Here is a 15,370-nt window from a genome sequence, read left to right on the forward strand (position 1 = left end):
ATCTAGAGTGTTAAAAAAACTGTATTTAGATAAAGAAGAAAGATCTATTCAAAGAATTTTATACTTTTATAAAACCAAAAAAATAATTTCAATTGAAAAAAAAGCTCCTCAAAATTTTAAAAATACTTCTCATAAGCTCTATATCAATAGTATGTATTATATCGATAGTATTATACCTCTCTTTACATGAAAAACTTCCTAAAGGAAAAACAGGTTCTGAAGCAGATGCTTTTGCGCTAAAAATACAAAACGCAATTAAGCATGATGCATACCTAACTACTCAGTACATACAATGGACTTTTAGAAATAAAAATCATTATTTATGGAATAAAATTGATAATCATGTAGAAGTAAGATGGGACGATTATAAAATTATACTTGATTTAAATCATCCTAAAAAAAGTATCGTGTATGAACATAAAAAACTGATTACCAATAATGGCAAACAAAAATTGATAACTAAAGCACTGTCTAATTTTAATAACGACTCTTTTTGGGTAGTTGCTCCTCATAAACTTTTTGATAAAGGAGCAATCAGGCAGCTAGTGGTATTAGAAGAGGGCTTAAAAGCATTATTGATCACTTATCCATCAGGAGGGACTACTCCAGGAGATTCTTATCTCTGGAAAGTGGATAAAGACTATCGCCCTACAAGTTTTAAAATGTGGGTATCTATACTTCCCATTGGCGGTATTGAAGCTACTTGGGGAGATTGGACTACTATGACTAGTGGTGCATATCTGTCTAAGCAACATAAACTCCTAGGGTTTGGAATCCCTATTAGTAACCTAAAAGCTTGGAATAACTAAACTCCATCAACTATCATAAGGCTGTTTTATTTAAAAAAAAGTTAAGAACCAATGCAAAAAAACAGCTCTGAATCTTAACTTTTTTTACCTCTTGTATACGGCTTAAATTGTAAAGTAAGAACTATACTTTATTATTTACCTTTACTACTTCCTCTAAATTGCTGTGATTTATTTTTAAATAACACATTAAATGTTGTTAAGCTCCCATACATTCTGGTAATATACTGCTGTAGGTCTATTTTATTTTGTTCATCTAGATCAGAACTATTAATTTTTTGTTCCATTACCCTAATTCGATCTCTAACCATTACTATTTTATGAAAAAAAGTATCTATAGGAATTTCTTTAGAAGATAAATTAGAATCTTCGGGCTGTAATACTAAAGTACCACCTTTCCATTTATCTGCAATTGCTACAACTTCAGAGATATCACTATAACGTTTTAATAGAGTTCTAAATGTTTTTTCTACCTCATAAAAACTCACAGTGTCTACTTCATTTTCAACTCCTTCTATCACCTCAAATTTTTCATTAATATCAATAGTTTCTAGCCCTTTATCAATAAAAGTAACCCAATACAACTTAGAGGTTACATTAGTTACTACACCCATTCCTAATTCTGGGTGTTTTATTCTCGACCCTATACCTAATATCATATTTTATATTTTTTTAATCTAAAATAATAACATTACTAGAAATGATGAAAGTATATTATGATATTTTATTGTCGAGGTAAGTATTTTTATAAGGATTCTAAAATAATTTAGAACTTAGTTACCAATCTGTAGCTTCAATAAAAACTTTCTCTAATGATTAAATGATCTTTATACATCGAAAATAATTCTTTATACATCTATTTATTCTCTTTATACAAGCAGTACCAATATTGTGTTATAAGCATATTACTTTAGCACCATATTAAACTCAAAAAACCATAAACAATGAAAATTAATAAATTATTTTACTTAGCAATTGTAGCCGTTTTATTTCTTACAGTATCTTGTTCAAAAGATTCTGTGGCAGATAATAGTCCTATAACACAAGAAGCAAACATTTTAGAAAAATTCGAATCAGAATCAATTAATAAAAGAGGTATTATTTTCCCAGGTCAATTAAAAGATTCTAATTTATTAGGAGAGTGGAACCTTACTCATGCTACTGATTTATCGATAGATGACTCCACTTCAATAAAAATAATTTTTACTGAAAGTAATAGAGTTAATGTTGAAAATACAAAAGATTTACAACAATGCGGTGGATCTGGAAGTATAAAAACTTTAACTAAATTCACAGAAACAGGTGGGGAAATTTCTGTTGGATCATTTCTTAGATCTAATTTTGGATTATGCGATCCATTAACAGGTAATGTAATCAGTACTGTAAAGTCAGCAAATCGTTATGAAATAAAAGGAAACAGACTTGCTCTTTTTAGAGTTGTAAATGGAGAAAACAAAGGGCTTGTTTTTAGAAGATAGAAAATTATAATTTACAAATGTTCCAATATAGTTAAGAGTCGCTATCGGAATTTTCTATGTAAAAGAAAAACAGGGATTGTTGTTTATAATACATTATTATAGACAACAATCCCTGTTTATTATATATTAACTCCTTTTAGTTAATTTTCACAATTAGAAGTAATCATCCCTAGACTCCTGTATAAATTGTAACACATCGCTTCTATTAGGTCTTTGAGAATGCATTTTTTTACTATCTCTGTATCATGCTATACCTATAAACTTCTTTATCTATACTATCGGCGTAGTCTTTATTTACTTCTACTTGCTGAAGATCTTCTCTACCCTTAGTAACTTTATGGTTAGCTTTACCATTAGGTTTTAATGGAGTGCCTATCACACTGGTATCTAAAATAGTTTCTGTTTTGACAATAATATTATAAAATTCTAATTGAGCGTTGATTTCTTTGAAAAACGACTCATCAGCTTTAGCTGTCCTAAACCTACTTAAAGTACTGAGATCAGGAACTATTTGATCAATATTCAACCCGCAAGAAATAACTAAAATAAATACTATCATTCACACGATCTTATATTTTATAATCACTCAAACCATACCAAGTTTTTTTGATTGTTTTTTTATAACCCTTATTTTGATAAACTTAACTAAAGTCAATAATGTAGAAATTAATCGAACAGTATCATTCCAATAAAAACTTTCTTTAATGATTAAGTGATTTTTATACATTTAAAATAGTCATTTATACATCTATTTATTCTCTTCATACAAACAGTATCAATATTGTATTATAAGCATGTTACTTTAGCATCGTATTATAAACTCAAAAAACCATAAACAATGAAAATTAACAAATTATTTCACTTAGCAATTGTAGCTGTTTTATTTCTTACAGTATCTTGTTCAAAAGATTCTGTGGCAGATAATAGTCCTATAACACAAGAAGCAAACATTTTAGAAAAATTCGAATCAGAATCAACTAATAAAAGAAGTATTGCTTTCCCATATCAATTAAAAGATTCTAATTTATTAGGAAAATGGAATCTTATTTTTGCTAGTGATTTAGACACAAATGGCTCTACAATAAATATACACTTCAGCAATAATGATAAAGTCATAATCAGAGGAGCTGGAGGAGAGGTATGTGCTTCGTCAGGAGGTATAAACACTTTACTTAGACGTACAGAAACAGGTGGAGATATTAAATTTAGTACGTTCTTATCCACAAGATTTGGAGGATGTCCTCGATTAACTAGTGGTGTAGCGAATCTTGTAGAGTTAGCTGATCGTTATGAAATAAGAGGAAACAGACTCTTTCTTTTTAGAGTTGTAGATGGAGTAAACAAAGGTGTTGTTTTTAGAAGATAAGAAAACAGATAATTTTAATTTTATAAATACTCCAATATAAAATAATAACTCTGTATAAAGGGCTATCTAAACTATAATATAGATAGCCCTTTTATGAGTATTAATTACTAATAAGTTTTACTTTAAGTTTATTAAATAAAAAAGTGTCATACTACTATAATTGAGCAATAGATAATTGGTAATTTTACTTCATAAAAAAAGTTATATAACAGCTTTTTAATATAAAGCTAAACTAGTCATTTCACAAAACGCGATCAAATACTAAATGTTGTTAAGCTCCCATATATTCTGGTAATATACTGCTGTAGGTCTATTTTATTTTGCTCATCTAGATCAGAACTATTAATTTTTTGTTCCATTACCCTAATTCGATCTCTAACCAATTACTATTTTATGAAAAAAAATATCTATAGAAATTTCTTTAGAAGATAAATTAGAATCTTCGGGCTGTAATATTAAAATACCGCCTTTCCATTTATCTGCAATTGCTACAATTTCAGAGATATCACTATAACGTTTTAATAGAGTTCTAATTGTTTTTTCTACTTCATAAAAACTCACAGTATCTACTTCATTTTCAACTCTTTCTATCACCTCAAATTTTCCATTAATATCAATAGTTTCTAGCCCTTTATCAATAAAAGTAACCCAATACAACTTAGAGGTTATATTAATTACTATACCCATTCCTAATTCTGGGTATTTTATTCTCGATCCTATACCTAATATCATGTTTTATATTTTTTTAAATCTAAAAAAATAACATTACTAGAAATGATGAAAGTATATTATGATATTTTATTGTCGAGGTAAGTATTTTTATAAGGATTCTAAAATAATTTAGAACTTAGTTACCAATCTGTAGCTTCAATAAAAACTTTCTCTAATGATTAAATGATCTTTATACATCGAAAATAGTTCTTTATACATCTATTTATTCTCTTTATACAAGCAGTACCAATATTGTGTTATAAGCATATTACTTTAGCACCATATTAAACTCAAAAAACCATAAACAATGAAAATTAACAAATTATTTCACTTAGCAATTGTAGCCGTTTTATTTCTTACAGTATCTTGTTCAAAAGATTCTGTAGCAGATAATAGCCCTATAACACAAGAAGCAAACATTTTAGAAGAATTCGAATCAGAATCAACTAATAAAAGAAGTATTGTTTTCCCAGATGAATTAGAAAGTTCTAATTTATTAGGAAAATGGAATCTCTCTTTTGCTAGTGATCTACCTCTTTCTGATTATCCTAATGCGACTGTAAGTTTCAGTAAGAATGAATTTGGTCTTATTGTTGCTTTATCTGATGACTGTCAGACATTAACAGGAAGTGTAAAATTAGTTAAGGATACTCCATCGGCATCAGGCGGAAAAATTACAATAGGACTTTTACGCTTTAGTGAGTTTTGTAATGCTGGATTAGCAAATGATATATCTGTAGCTGATCGTTATGAAATAAAAGGAGACAGACTTGCTCTTTTCAGAATTGTAAATGGAAAAAGCAAAGGTGTCGTTTTTAGAAGATAAAAAACAGATGACTTTAATTTTATAAATACCCCAATATAAAATAATAACTCTGTATAAAGGGCTATCTAAACTATAATATAGATAGCCTTTTTATAAGTATTAATTACTAATAAGTTTTACTTTAAGTTTATTAAATAAAAAAGCATCATACTACTATAATTGAGCAATAGATAATTGGTAATTTTACTTCATAAAAAAAGTTATATAACAGCTTTTTAATATAAAGCTAAACTAGTCATTTCACAAAACGCGATCAAATACCTACATTTGCAATCTTGGTTTAAAAATTATGGTCGTATCAAAAGAAAATATTGAGGTTTTAGGAGCACGTGTTCATAATTTAAAAAACATAGATGTTACCATACCTCGTGAGAAATTAGTAGTTATTACTGGATTATCAGGGTCAGGGAAATCATCTTTGGCTTTTGATACTATATATGCAGAAGGGCAACGGCGATATATTGAAACTTTCTCTGCCTATGCAAGGCAGTTTTTAGGAGGATTAGAACGTCCTGATGTTGATAAAATTGATGGTCTTTCTCCTGTTATTGCTATAGAGCAAAAAACTACTAGTAAAAGCCCGCGTAGTACCGTAGGAACAATTACCGAAATTTATGATTTTCTAAGATTACTATTTGCTAGAGGTAGTACTGCATATAGCTATACTAGTGGTGAGAAAATGGTGAGTTATAGTGATGAACAAATAAAAGATCTAATTTTAAAAGATTTTGAAGGAAAAAAAATAAATATTCTTGCCCCTGTAGTACGCTCTAGAAAAGGGCATTATAGAGAATTATTTGAACAAATCGCTAAACAAGGATTTGTAAAAGTACGTACCGATGGAGAAATTAAAGATATCACTAAGGGTATGAAACTAGATCGATATAAAACTCATGATATTGAGATTGTTATTGATCGGATACTGGTTGCCAAAGATCAGGATAATTCAAAACGCCTTATGGAAACCATTAATACAGCAATGTATCATGGAGATGATGTATTAATGGTAATAGAGCAAGAATCCCAAGAAGTCCGTTTTTTTAGTAGAAGTTTAATGTGCCCTTCTAGTGGAATATCATACCCTAATCCAGAACCCAATAATTTTTCATTTAATTCACCAAAAGGTGCTTGTCCAAAATGTAATGGTATTGGTAATCTATATGAGGTGAATCTAAAAAAAATTATCCCAGATGATACTAAATCTATTAAAAATGGAGGTTTAGCTCCTCAAGGAACTCAAAAAAAAGACTGGATCTTTAAACAATTAGAATTAATTGCACAGCGTTTTGATTTTAAATTAAGTGACCCTATACATAAAATCCCAGAAGAAGCAATGCAAATTATTCTTTATGGAGGAAAAGAAAAATTTAATATAAACAGCAAAACCTTAGGAGTTAATAGAGAATATAAAATTGATTTTGAAGGTATTGCTACTTTTATAGAAAATACTTATAAGAACAATGACTCTACTTCACTAAAACGTTGGGCTAAAGATTTTATGGATAATATTGAGTGTCCTGAATGTAACGGATCTAGGTTACGTAAGGAATCTTTATATTTTAAAGTACATGAAAAAAATATTGCAGAACTAGCTACAATGGATATTAGTGAGCTTTCTGAATGGTTTAAAGTATTGCCTAAACACCTAAATGAAAAGCAATATAAAATTTCTGGAGAAATATTAAAAGAAATTAATACAAGACTTCAATTCCTTATAGATGTAGGACTTACCTATCTTTCTTTAAATAGAAGTAGTAAATCACTATCCGGAGGAGAAGCACAACGTATACGTCTTGCTACTCAAATAGGATCTCAGTTAGTTGGAGTTTTATATATATTGGATGAACCTAGTATTGGTTTACATCAAAGAGATAATGAAAAACTAATCAATTCACTACTTCAATTACGAGATATCGGTAATTCTGTAATTGTAGTAGAGCATGATAAAGATATGATCGAACGAGCTGATCATGTAATTGATATAGGACCCCTAGCAGGAAAATATGGTGGAGAAATTATTAGTGAGGGTACTCCAGAAGAATTGCAACGACACCATACGCTAACCGCAGAATATCTAAGCGGTAAAAAACAAATTAAAGTCCCTGCAAAACGTAGAAAAGGTAACGGAAAATCAATTTCTTTAAAAGGAGCAACAGGAAATAACTTAAAGAATGTTTCTATTGATATTCCTTTAGGAAAAATGATAGCAATAACTGGAGTTTCTGGAAGTGGAAAATCTACACTTATTAATGAAACACTTTACCCCATTTTAAACGCTTATTATTTTAATGGAGTTAAAAAACCAATGCCTTATAAGACTATTAAAGGCTTGGAGCATTCTGATAAAGTAATTGATATAAATCAATCTCCAATAGGTCGAACTCCAAGATCTAACCCTGCTACATATACAGGCGTTTTTTCTGAAATACGAAGCCTGTTTTCTAAAACACCTGAAGCGATGATTCGTGGATATAAACCAGGACGATTTAGTTTTAATGTAACTGGAGGAAGATGTGAGACCTGTAAAGGAGGAGGATTACGAGTTATAGAAATGAATTTTTTACCAGATGTATATGTTGAGTGCGAAACCTGCCAAGGAAAACGCTTTAATAGAGAAACTTTAGAAATTAGATATAAAGGAAAATCAATTGCTGATGTCCTAGAAATGACAATCAATGACGCATGTACGTTTTTTGAGCATATTCCTAAAATTTATAGAAAACTAGTAACAATTCAGAATGTAGGTTTAGGATATATCACACTAGGGCAACAATCGACTACTCTGTCCGGAGGAGAAGCGCAACGTATAAAATTAGCAACAGAACTGTCAAAAAGAGATACCGGAAATACATTTTATATCCTTGATGAACCCACAACAGGACTTCATTTTGAAGATATTCGTGTTTTAATGGACGTTTTAAATAAATTAGTCGATAAAGGAAATACTGTTTTGATTATTGAACATAATTTAGATGTTATTAAAATGGCAGATTATATTGTTGACATAGGATATGAAGGAGGAAAAAATGGAGGGAAAATAGTAGCCAAAGGAACTCCTGAAGAAATTATAAAAAATAAAAAAAGTTATACCGCAAAGTTTTTAAAGAAAGAATTAGGTATTTAAAATTAAAGAATTAGAGTTTTATGAGAAAAGAACAGCACCATAAAGGTTGGAATGAAATAAAAACAAATGATTCATGGGCAATCTTCAAGATCATGGGAGAATTTGTTAATGGATTTGAAAAAATGAGCAAAATAGGTCCTTGCGTATCTATTTTTGGGTCTGCCCGCACAAAAACAGATGATAAATACTATAAATTAGCCGTAGATGTAGCTAAAAAAATTGTAGATCACGGATATGGTGTTATTACTGGAGGAGGACCTGGTATCATGGAAGCCGGTAATAAAGGAGCTCATCTTAGCGGTGGTACTTCTGTTGGGTTAAATATAGATTTACCCTTCGAGCAACATGATAACCCATATATCGATAGAGATAAAAGCCTAGATTTTGATTATTTCTTTGTTCGCAAAGTAATGTTTGTAAAATACTCTCAAGGATTTGTAGTAATGCCAGGAGGATTCGGAACTTTAGATGAATTATTTGAGGCTATAACACTCATACAAACAAAAAAAATAGGAGAATTCCCTATTATATTGGTAAGTACTGAGTTTTGGGGAGGATTAATCGATTGGATTAAAAGTACATTGTTAGAAAAATTTGGAAACATAAGCGCTGGAGATTTAGATCTTATTCATGTTGTAGACACTCCGGATGAAGTATTAACAATTTTAGATAAGTTCTATACAGAATATAATTTAAGCCCTAATTTTTGAAACATTTAATTACATAATCAGTTAGTATATAGTAAAACCTAAGCGATCTATTATACTATATTTTTTTAGTATTTTAACAAAAAAAAATAGGGACATAACACATTTCCCTGTTTTTATATTATAACCTCTTTAACCAAAATTTTAAAATTGAATATTATAAAAATATATAATACTATAATTATCTTTTTTGTATTTACTACTATAGTATCCGCTCAGCATGATATAGTTATAAATGCTAATTTGGATATCCCAAAAAAGGTTATAACAATAGAGCAAGAAATTACATATACCAATTCATCAAAAGATACTCTTACACAATTATTTTTTCATGATTGGGCCAATAGTTTTTCTAATAAAACCACACCTCTTGGTAAAAGGTTTAACGAAGATTTTATGAAGCGTTTTTATTTTGCAAAAGATAAAGAACGAGGAAGTACAACCATCCAAAATATTACTACTTCAAAAAAACAATCGTTAGAATGGGGAAGACATAATGGAATTCAGGATATTATATGGGTTACAACTCCTACTCCTATTTTCCCTGGAGAAAGCCAAACCTTGCTTTTTAAATATAAAATCAAAGTAGCTAGTGATAAGTTTACCAGATATGGGTATAACGAAAATGGAAATTTTAGCCTAAAATATTGGTATATTATTCCTGCAGTGTACGATACAAAATGGAATATTTATAGTCATAAAAATCAAGATGATTTATACGCTCCTATAGCTAATTATAAAGTGAGTTTTACAATTCCTTCAGCATATACTATCATAAGTGACTTAGAACAAAAAAATGACCCTATACCTACTAATGAACATCTAAAAACGATTTCTCTTATAGGAAATAAAAGAAATGAAGTAAATCTGTACATAGAGAAAGTATCATCCTTTTATAGTTTTCAAAATAATGGAATTGAGTTTATAAGCAATATAAATAATGTTGATTTATTACCTGAGATGAAATCAATTGCAACAGGTAGAATCATTAGGTTCTTAAATGAAAGATTAGGAGCCTATCCTTTTGATAAAATTATGATCTCTGAGAGTGATTATAAAAAAAATCCTGTATATGGATTAAATCAATTACCCGATATTCTAAGACCATTTCCTGATGGTTTTCAATACGAGATCAAACAACTAAAAGCAATAACAGAATACTATCTCGAAAAAACATTACTAATAAACCCACGACAAGATATTTGGATACGAGATGCTATACAGATTCATCTAATGATGTCGTATACCAAAAAGTATTATCCAAAAATGAAACTGATTGGTAAGCTTAGTAATATTATTGGCATACGATGGTTTCATATTGCCGATCTCGACTTTAATGATCAATATTTTTTAGGGTATAAAAACATGATCAGACTATTTCTGGATCAGCCTTTATCAAAACCAAAAGATGAATTAATAAAATTTAATAGAAACATTGCGAATGCCTATAAAGCAGGAGTAGGATTTAAATATTTAGAAGATTATCTGGGTGATGATACCATTATTGATCAAAGTATTAAAGAATTTTATAGCCAAAATGTATTGCAGTATACCAACTCCAATACATACAGAGAAATTCTTACCTCATTAGCAACAAAAGATATCGAATGGTTCTTCGAAGATTTTGTACAAACTAATAAAAAGCTAGATTTTAAAATAAAATCAGTAAAAAAGACAACTGATTCTATTGAAGTTACGATTAAAAATAAAGGAGATAATTCGATGCCAGTTTCTCTTTATGGGCTAAGAAAAAAAAATATAGTTTCTAAAACTTGGATTACAGATATTAAGAATACTAAAACTGTAAAGATTGCTAATCAAGATATTAGTAAACTGGTATTAGATTATGATCAAAATATACCAGAAGTAAATAGACGTAATAATCATAAAAATCTAAAATGGATATTCAATAAACCACTACAATTTAGATTTTTACAAGATGCTGAAGACCCCAGATATAATCAATTATTCTTTATTCCAGAATTTGAATTTAATGTGTATGATGGTTTTACAATAGCCTCCAAATTTTATAATAGATCGTTTATAAGAAAGAATTTTGAATATAATATATCTCCTGCCTATGGATTCAACTCTAATAAGTTACTGGGATCCACAGCAATACTATATAGACATCAAGTATCAGAATATGATCTATATCAAATACAATATGGAATGAAAGCTAGCATGTACAGCTATGCTCCTAACCTATTGTTTAGAAAACTTTCATCGTCTGTAAATTTTCTTTTTAGACCCAAAGACCTTAGATCAAATAAGAAACAAAAATTAACGTTAAGGAATGTAAATGTTTTTAGAGAACAAAATAAAAAAAGGAAAGTTCCTACTCCTAACTATAATATATTTAATATAAGATATAAAAATACAGATTTTAATCTTACTGATTTTATAGGGTATTCTGTTGATTATCAAATATCAAAAAACTTTAGTAAAATATCAACTGCTATAAATTACAGAAAATTATTTATTAATAATAGGCAATTAAATCTACGCTTATTTGCTGGATCTTTTATATTTAATGATACCGAAAAAGATGGTAATTTCTTTAGCTTTGCTCTAGACAGACCTACAGATTATTTATTTGATTACAACTACTTAGGTCGTAGTGAAAGTACAGGACTTGTAAGTCAGCAAATTATTTTAGCAGAAGGCGGATTTAAATCAAAACTTAAATATCCGTATTCTAATCAATGGATTACTACTCTAAACGCTAACACTAACATATGGAATTGGATTTATGCATATGGTGATGTAGGAATAATTAAAAGCAAAGGAATCTCTTCTAAATTTGTATACGATGCAGGAGTACGATTAAGTTTAGTGGCAGATTATTTTGAAGTATTCTTCCCTGTAGTTTCTAATAACGGATGGGAAATATCACAACAAAATTATAATGAACGAATACGATTTATAATAACATTAAGTCCTGAAACATTAATAAAGCTTTTTACAAGAGAATGGTATTAGTATATATTTAAAAACAATAAATGTGAAATTTTTAAACATTTGTTAATTAACTTTTAAAATAAGGTTCAAAAACAATAATAGTTCAATGAAAAACGGTTTTTAATGAATAATACTCAATAAATTTAAGAGTTTGCGCCTTGCAAATGGTCAGTATTTTAATTAAATTTGCAATCTATTAAAACAAAATTCCGTTCACATGCAAACTGATACCGTTACTTCATCTAATATTTCATTCGAAGAATATAAAAACCAAATCCTTAGAGATTATAAGATTGCTTTGGTTAGTCGAGAATGTAGTATGCTTGGAAGACGGGAGGTATTAACTGGTAAATCAAAATTTGGAATTTTTGGAGGAGGAAAAGAGCTACCCCAGCTCGCCATGGCTAGGGTTTTTCGTGATGGAGATTTTAGATCAGGATATTATAGAGATCAAACGTTCATGATGGCAATTGATAAGTATAGTATAGAACAATTCTTCGCAGGTTTATATGCTCATACGGATATTGTAAAAGAGCCTTTTGCTGCAGGAAGACAGATGGGAGGACATTTTTCTACACATAGCTTAAATGAAGATGGAACATGGAAAAACCTAACACAACAAAAAAATTCAAGTTCAGACATCTCCCCTACTGCTGGTCAAATGCCTCGATTGTTAGGACTCGCACAAGCATCAAAAGTGTATCGTAATGAAAAAGGAATTACTAATGGTTCTAATTTTTCAATTAAAGGAAATGAAATAGCTTGGGGTACTATCGGAAATGCCAGTACTAGCGAAGGATTATTTTGGGAAACTATAAATGCTGGTGGTGTATTACAAGTACCTATGGTTGTTAGTGTTTGGGATGATGAATATGGGATATCTGTCCACGCTAAACACCAAACTACTAAAGAAGATATATCACTTATTCTAGAAGGTTTTAGACGAGATGATACTCATAATGGATATGAGATTTTTAAAGTTAATGGATGGGACTATGCAGCATTGATAGAAACATATGAGAAAGCAGAAAAATTAGCTCGTGAAAAACATATTCCTGTTATTATTCATGTAAAAGAATTAACACAACCACAAGGACACTCTACTTCTGGATCGCACGAAAGATATAAAAATGAAGAACGATTAAACTGGGAACGTGAACATGATTGCAATAAAAAATTTAAAGAATGGATTATTGAACATGATATTGCTACAGCAGCAGAGTTGTTAGATTTTGAAAAAACTGCAAAAAAAGAAGTACGAGAAGGAAAAACCAGAGCTTGGAATTCTTATTTATCCGAGATCAAATCAGAGCAAAAAGATGCTATTGCTATTCTTAAGTCTGTAGAGGTAAAAAGTACAAATAAAAACTTTATCTCTCCATTAATCAATACTTTAGAAGCTAAAGATGAACCTATTCGAAAAGATATTTTAGAAGCTACAAGAAAAGCATTAAGACATATTACTAAAGAAAATTTTACTGAAAAATCAACACTTCAGAATTGGGTAAATACTTATATCAATACTACTCAACCAAAATATAGTGCTCATCTATATAATGATAGTGAATCTAGTGCTATTCACATAAAAGAGGTAAAACCTCTCTATAACGAAGATGCAGAGTTAGTTGATGGTAGAGTTATTATTAGAGATAATTTTGATGAATTATTTAATAGAGTCCCCGAAACGCTTATTTTTGGAGAAGATAGTGGTAAAATTGGTGATGTAAATCAGGGGTTAGAAGGGCTTCAGGAAAAATACGGAGAAACTAGAGTTTCTGATGCAGGAATTCGAGAAGCCACAATAATCGGACAAGGAATAGGAATGGCTATGAGAGGTCTCAGACCTATTGCAGAAATCCAATACTTAGACTATATATTATACTGTGTACAAGGATTAAGTGATGATCTTGCAACATTACGATATAGAACTTTTGCAAAACAAAAAGCTCCTTTAATCATAAGAACACGAGGACATCGATTAGAAGGAATATGGCACTCAGGATCTCAAATGGGAGGACTCATACATTTATTAAGAGGTATTCATATTTTGGTTCCTCGAAATATGACTAAAGCAGCAGGATTCTATAATACATTAATGGATAGTGATGAGCCTGGATTAATCGTAGAATGTCTTAATGGATATCGATTAAAAGAAAAAATGCCGTCTAATTTATCCGAAACTAGAACTCCTATAGGAGTGGTTGAAACAGTGAAGGAAGGAACAGATATTACTTTAGTGTCTTATGGTTCTACATTACGACTAGTAGAACAAGCTGCAAAAGAATTATTATCAGTAGGAATTAATGCAGAAGTAATCGATACTCAATCCTTACTTCCTTTTGATTTAAATCACGATATTGTAAAAAGTGTAGCTAAAACAAATCGCCTATTGATCATTGATGAAGATGTTCCGGGTGGTGCTACAGGATATATTTTACATAAATTAATTGATGAACAAAATATATACCAATACTTAGACAGTAAGCCACAAACCCTAAGTGCTAAACCACATAGACCTGCTTTTGGAACTGATGGAGACTACTTTAGTAAACCATCTACAGAAGATATTTTTGAAAAAGTATATGTTATCATGAATGAAACAGATCCTAATAAGTATCCACAATTGAGATAATAAAAATTTTATCTATTATAATAATACTATAGAGTTCAGAAGTTTTTTTAAAATTTGTGAACTCTTTTTTTTTAAAGAAATATATTTACCGAATACACAACTATAATAGATTTATTTTAGTGACGAGTATATTTATTGAAAGTTTTCTATTTTAATTCGTTTTCCATCTTTATAAGAGATGACAAAAATTTTCTTACTAAAACCAGAAGTTATTAATGTTTTTCTAAAAACTTGAGCTTCGGATAGTGTTTCAAAAATTCCTAAACTCATTTTATAGTATGAAGTATCACTATAAATAAGAGCATTAATGTATTTTTCTGAAATAAGAGGAACCTCTTTAGAATAAAAAGCTTTTAGTTGAACAGAGTATACTGTATCCTTATTAATTAATTTTCTATAAAGATATAAATTGCTAATTTCTTTAAGGTTTATTTTTTCTTTTTTTAATTTTTCTAATTCTTCCTGAGCAGACTCTAATTCTTCTTTTATCAAAGAAAGTTCAACGATATTATTCTGTGGCAAATGTTTTTTATAATAAAATGCATTAAAAATAAAAAAAATAGTTACTATAAAAAGAACACCTAAAAATATTCCATAGATTCTATTTGATTTTTTACTTTTTTTTAACTTCTCTGATTCTTTATCAAGAAGATCCTCTAGTCGCTTTTGTTTAATTTCAGATTTTTCTATCTGATCATGTAATGATAAAAGATCTTCATCTTCAATAACCTTCATTGTATAGGGGGGTTAATAAGGTTT

Annotated in this window: 11 protein-coding genes and 1 pseudogene; 8 read left to right on the top strand and 4 right to left on the bottom strand. The window is 29.5% G+C overall.

The features are described from left to right. The first annotated feature begins 92 nt into the window (after positions 1-92). On the top strand, positions 93-809 hold the full coding sequence (locus N456_RS14085; protein ID WP_062058429.1) for a hypothetical protein: 717 nt from the start codon (positions 93-95) through the stop codon (positions 807-809). Between the two features lie 131 nt (positions 810-940). On the opposite strand, the gene N456_RS14090 is transcribed toward N456_RS14085, so the two are convergent. Next, positions 941-1,465, bottom strand: a complete 525-nt coding sequence (locus tag N456_RS14090; RefSeq protein ID WP_062058431.1) for a hypothetical protein — start codon at positions 1,463-1,465, stop codon at positions 941-943. A gap of 285 nt (positions 1,466-1,750) precedes the next feature. Between N456_RS14090 and N456_RS14095 the strand changes: the two genes are divergently transcribed. Further along, positions 1,751-2,284: an META domain-containing protein gene (locus N456_RS14095; protein ID WP_062058434.1), complete on the top strand. Its 534-nt coding sequence runs from the start codon at positions 1,751-1,753 to the stop codon at positions 2,282-2,284. Between the two features lie 232 nt (positions 2,285-2,516). Here the strand turns inward: N456_RS14095 and N456_RS14100 are convergent, their stop codons facing one another. Further along, the gene (locus tag N456_RS14100) at positions 2,517-2,843 is read right to left on the bottom strand and encodes a transposase (RefSeq protein WP_062058437.1); all 327 of its coding nucleotides are present in this window, start codon (positions 2,841-2,843) and stop codon (positions 2,517-2,519) included. 279 nt (positions 2,844-3,122) lie between these two features. On the opposite strand from N456_RS14100, the gene N456_RS14105 reads away from it, so the two are divergent. Then, positions 3,123-3,650 carry a hypothetical protein gene (locus N456_RS14105; RefSeq protein WP_062058440.1) on the top strand — a complete coding sequence of 176 codons (528 nt, stop codon included), beginning with the start codon at positions 3,123-3,125 and terminating at the stop codon, positions 3,648-3,650. A 254-nt stretch (positions 3,651-3,904) separates the two neighbouring features. On the opposite strand, the pseudogene N456_RS14110 reads toward N456_RS14105, so the two are convergent. Beyond that, positions 3,905-4,382: pseudogene (locus tag N456_RS14110) on the bottom strand (hypothetical protein). Between the two features lie 286 nt (positions 4,383-4,668). Here N456_RS14110 and N456_RS14115 point away from each other — a divergent pair. From N456_RS14115 to N456_RS14135, 5 genes are all read left to right on the top strand, one after another. Beyond that, complete coding sequence (locus N456_RS14115) at positions 4,669-5,187, top strand: META domain-containing protein (protein ID WP_062058443.1); 519 nt, start codon at positions 4,669-4,671, stop codon at positions 5,185-5,187. Positions 5,188-5,476: 289 nt separating this feature from the next. Beyond that, positions 5,477-8,311 (top strand): excinuclease ABC subunit UvrA, encoded by a 2,835-nt coding sequence (uvrA, locus tag N456_RS14120; RefSeq protein ID WP_062058446.1) that lies wholly within the window; start codon positions 5,477-5,479, stop codon positions 8,309-8,311. A 20-nt stretch (positions 8,312-8,331) separates the two neighbouring features. After that, positions 8,332-9,021, top strand: coding sequence for an LOG family protein (locus N456_RS14125; protein WP_062058449.1), 690 nt, complete (start codon positions 8,332-8,334; stop codon positions 9,019-9,021). Between the two features lie 147 nt (positions 9,022-9,168). Continuing rightward, positions 9,169-12,000: a gluzincin family metallopeptidase gene (locus N456_RS14130; RefSeq protein WP_240315535.1), complete on the top strand. Its 2,832-nt coding sequence runs from the start codon at positions 9,169-9,171 to the stop codon at positions 11,998-12,000. Between the two features lie 196 nt (positions 12,001-12,196). After that, on the top strand, positions 12,197-14,611 hold the full coding sequence (locus N456_RS14135; RefSeq protein WP_062058452.1) for an alpha-ketoacid dehydrogenase subunit alpha/beta: 2,415 nt from the start codon (positions 12,197-12,199) through the stop codon (positions 14,609-14,611). A gap of 132 nt (positions 14,612-14,743) precedes the next feature. On the opposite strand, the gene N456_RS14140 is transcribed toward N456_RS14135, so the two are convergent. Beyond that, on the bottom strand, positions 14,744-15,346 hold the full coding sequence (locus tag N456_RS14140; RefSeq protein ID WP_062058455.1) for a hypothetical protein: 603 nt from the start codon (positions 15,344-15,346) through the stop codon (positions 14,744-14,746). Positions 15,347-15,370 lie beyond the last annotated feature (24 nt).

Source organism: Aquimarina longa SW024, assembly GCF_001401755.1.
Classification (GTDB): domain Bacteria; phylum Bacteroidota; class Bacteroidia; order Flavobacteriales; family Flavobacteriaceae; genus Aquimarina; species Aquimarina longa.

Coding starts and splice junctions, on each gene's coding strand:
- N456_RS14100 (WP_062058437.1), bottom strand. CDS start 2,843: ATGATAGTATTTATTTTAGTTATTTCTTGCGGGTTGAATATTGATCAA.
- N456_RS14090 (WP_062058431.1), bottom strand. CDS start 1,465: ATGATATTAGGTATAGGGTCGAGAATAAAACACCCAGAATTAGGAATG.
- N456_RS14115 (WP_062058443.1), top strand. CDS start 4,669: ATGAAAATTAACAAATTATTTCACTTAGCAATTGTAGCCGTTTTATTT.
- N456_RS14125 (WP_062058449.1), top strand. CDS start 8,332: ATGAGAAAAGAACAGCACCATAAAGGTTGGAATGAAATAAAAACAAAT.
- uvrA (WP_062058446.1), top strand. CDS start 5,477: ATGGTCGTATCAAAAGAAAATATTGAGGTTTTAGGAGCACGTGTTCAT.
- N456_RS14105 (WP_062058440.1), top strand. CDS start 3,123: ATGAAAATTAACAAATTATTTCACTTAGCAATTGTAGCTGTTTTATTT.
- N456_RS14140 (WP_062058455.1), bottom strand. CDS start 15,346: ATGAAGGTTATTGAAGATGAAGATCTTTTATCATTACATGATCAGATA.
- N456_RS14095 (WP_062058434.1), top strand. CDS start 1,751: ATGAAAATTAATAAATTATTTTACTTAGCAATTGTAGCCGTTTTATTT.
- N456_RS14135 (WP_062058452.1), top strand. CDS start 12,197: ATGCAAACTGATACCGTTACTTCATCTAATATTTCATTCGAAGAATAT.